We start from the raw sequence: 3,335 nt of genomic DNA on the forward strand, positions 1-3,335 counted from the left end.
AAAATCTGTGTGGCATATGATGCTTTGGAACCTTTTTTTCCAAAAGAAAAAATTGTTAAAACAGGTAACCCTGTTCGTCAAGGGTTATTGGATGTAGATTGTAAACGTGAAGAATCACATAAAGTCTTCTCTTTAAAAAGTGACAAAAAAACCTTATTCATACTTGGAGGTAGTTTGGGGGCAAGACGGATTAACGAACTGATAGAAAAAGAACTGGATTTTATCCAATCGCATAATATGCAGGTTATTTGCCAATGTGGGAAACTGTATTACGATAAGTATAAAATCTACAATAACACAAAAGATGTTCAAGTGCATGCCTTTATAAACACGATGGATTATGCGTATGCTGCAGCAGATATTATTATTTCAAGAGCTGGAGCTATTTCAGTATCTGAATTGTGCATTGTAGGAAAGCCGGTCATATTTGTTCCCTCGCCAAATGTGGCTGAAGACCATCAAACAAAAAATGCATTAGCTATTGTAGATAATAATGCGGGAATTTTAATCAAAGAGTCAGAACTCGAAGTAGATTTTGAAAATAAACGTGACATTAAATTCGGATATTTCATTGTAGTGTCAATTGCCAAGAGTTTAAATCTTGACTCCAAACCGATTTTGAGAGAGTTGTCAGAAAGAATAAACTCAAAGGCTACAATTTTAAAAACAAGAAGATGGGACAAGCCTGAAAAAGTAGGAAATTGGACTTTTGTAAATTGGATACAAGATACCTATAGCAACGGTATTTATAAAGAGAAAAACCTACATTCGTTTGACTTTGAAGATATTGAATTTGAACCAATATGGGAAGTAATATACCGACAGAAATAAAATGCCGAACGCACAACATTTAGCCCACTAGAGAAAAGCCTTGAAAAAAAGCCCTGATTGATGCATTCATCGATCAGGGCTTTTTGCTAGTGGCTGTTGACTGACATCCGCAGGGTGAAACGGCTGCTAGGTGGATCAGTATTCTGTTTTTTGAGTTTTGATTATTTGATGTTTTAGGATTGGTATGTTTTTATTGTAAAACTTTCTGGTTTGGGTATAAAATCCCCTACCCAGTAAATGGGTCTTTTGAACTTTGGGATGTCCCGGACCAAGCCACTGTCTTCATTGGTCCCTTTGGATATCAAGATGGGGCCGGAATGGATCTGATAGGTTTTGGTTTCCTGTTTGCCTTATCTCTGGTATCGAAGATGACTGTCATTCTTCCGGTCTTGCAGCAGGGACATTTGAAGATATCCCTGCCGTACTTTTCGAGCATTCTTATTTGAAAAGGGATTTTCACCTTTGGTTTTTTTGGTTCCATGTTCAGTGTTGACCGGATCACAGCCAACCTTTCACCCTTTCCCTGCAGCCTCAGATATCCAAAGTGCCTTATCTTAACAAACCTTTTTGGCAATATGTGTTGCTCAAACCTTCTGACAAACTCCCGGTGAGTGAGCCACATCTGTTTTGTTTTCGATCCGTCAGCATAGTCCTTGTACCTGAATTTGATCTGTGTAGCGTTGACTTCCAGAATACGGTGCCTTGTGATGGCGATCTTGTGTGTATATCTGCCCAGATATTCCACTACCCGGTCCGGTGACCCAAAAGGGGCTTTGGCATAGACGTTCCACTTTTTGAACCTTATTGCTTTGAGGATGGAGTTTTTGTCACCACACCAGGTAATGGAACTGTCCTTTTCCAGCCCTTCCATAAACATGGCCTTGAACATGTTTGCCAGACTTTTCTGCGGAAAAAGGAACCGGTTGTTTTTGCGTTTGGCATCAATCCAGGATTTGCCGTCAAAGCCACCCGCACTGACGATGCAGTGCACATGTGGATGAAAGGAGAGATCCTGTCCCCAGGTATGGAGCACCATGGTGATCCCCGGTTCAGCCCCAAGGTATTCAGGCATCCGGGCATGCCTGAGCAGGGTCTTGGATGCTGACTGAAAAAGCAGATCGAAGAGTTTGCTTCTGTTGCCCATGATCAGGGGATTGAGCTCGTGGGGCAAAGTGAACACGATGTGGTAGTAAGCAGTGGGCAGGAGTTCGTCCGTTCTGGCAGCAATCCATTCATCCCTTCTGATGCTGCCGCAGTTAGGACAGTGCCTGTTACCACAGCTATGGTAACGGTGAGCCATGTTTCCGCATTCCTGACTGTCACACCTGCTGAGGTGGTAACCTTTGGCAGCGGTATGGCAGGAAGCAAGGTCAGAGAAAACCGCTCTGCTGTATGGGTTGAAGCCCTGAATGGTATGATGTCCGAACAGGGATTGGAAGGAGGGGTTATTTTCCATCACCGAGCAGATCAAGAGGGGAAACAAGTTTATCCCTGCGTTGCTTGGTAAGGTGGAGATAGATCATGGTGGTCTCTATCTTGGAATGTCCTAAAAGCTGCTTGATGGTATGGATGTCCGTACCTGCATCCAAGAGGTGGGTGGCAAAAGAATGCCTGAGGGAATGTGCGGAAAACGCATGCTGTCCCAACCCTGCCTGATCCATGGCCATGCGGATGGCATGCTGGATGGAACGGTCGTTCATGGCTTTGCCCGGAGTCTGTCCTTCAAATAGAAACACTTTGGGCCTGTGGACCCTGTAATAGGATTCGAGCAACGCAAGGATGGCAGAGGGCAGGATGGTGAACCTGTCCCTGCTTCCCTTTCCTGCCACAACCTTGAGCTGCATTTCGGCCCTTGAGATATGTTTCATTTCCAGGAACCGGAGTTCGCTCAACCTGATCCCCGTTCCATAGAACATGGCAATAATGGCTTTATGCTTGATGTTGGTGACCGATTGGATTACATGTCTGATCTGTTCCTGGGTAAGAATACCGGGCAGTCTGAATTCGCGCCTGGGATAGAGTGCATGTGGCACTACATAAGGAGAGGGCAATATGTGTTTAAAAAAGAAGCTGCAGCTTTGGGCAGTCATCCGGCATTTATCCCTGCCGACCCCGTGTTCTTTTTTGATGTAGTTGATGTAGGAGGCAATGTGTTCCTGGGTAAGCTGTCCCGGACTGAGGTGGTTGTAATAGGCAAATATATAGCGCATCTCGGCCATGTAATTGCGGATGGTCATGGGAGAATATGCTTTGGCTTCAAGGAAAGAGGCCAGTTTGAGCAGATACTCCTGAGCGGAATCATTGAGGGCAACGGTGCCCAGATTGTTTTTTTTGAGTTTTCATGATTATAGATTTTGATATAACTAAAAATAAGCAGAATTTAGGTAAATCGATCACCCGTAGGGTGTCAGTTCAACACGGGTTTGGCAAAAGTGGCGGTTCAGTGCTCCGCAGACACATTTGTGGTTAATCAAAGTTTGGTTCTCCGCATCAACATTTGTGGT

The 3,335-nt window shown here is 44.2% G+C and carries 3 protein-coding genes; 1 reads left to right on the forward strand and 2 read right to left on the reverse strand.

Annotated elements, in window-relative coordinates; genetic code table 11:
* The coding region (locus tag ACZFYI_RS17855) for a UDP-N-acetylglucosamine--N-acetylmuramyl-(pentapeptide) pyrophosphoryl-undecaprenol N-acetylglucosamine transferase (RefSeq protein ID WP_462525481.1) at window positions 1–831 on the forward strand (831 nt) is incomplete at its 5' end.
* A 301-nt stretch (window positions 832–1,132) separates the two neighbouring features.
* Here the strand turns inward: ACZFYI_RS17855 and ACZFYI_RS17860 are convergent.
* Both ACZFYI_RS17860 and ACZFYI_RS17865 read right to left on the reverse strand, forming a co-directional pair.
* The gene (locus ACZFYI_RS17860; protein WP_462525482.1) at window positions 1,133–2,287 is read right to left on the reverse strand and encodes an IS91 family transposase; all 1,155 of its coding nucleotides are present in this window, start codon (window positions 2,285–2,287) and stop codon (window positions 1,133–1,135) included.
* The gene (locus tag ACZFYI_RS17865) at window positions 2,277–3,152 is read right to left on the reverse strand and encodes a tyrosine-type recombinase/integrase (protein ID WP_462525483.1); all 876 of its coding nucleotides are present in this window, start codon (window positions 3,150–3,152) and stop codon (window positions 2,277–2,279) included. The genes ACZFYI_RS17860 and ACZFYI_RS17865 overlap by 11 nt, the downstream gene beginning before the upstream one ends.
* Window positions 3,153–3,335 lie beyond the last annotated feature (183 nt).

Source organism: Aquiflexum sp. (assembly GCF_977115555.1).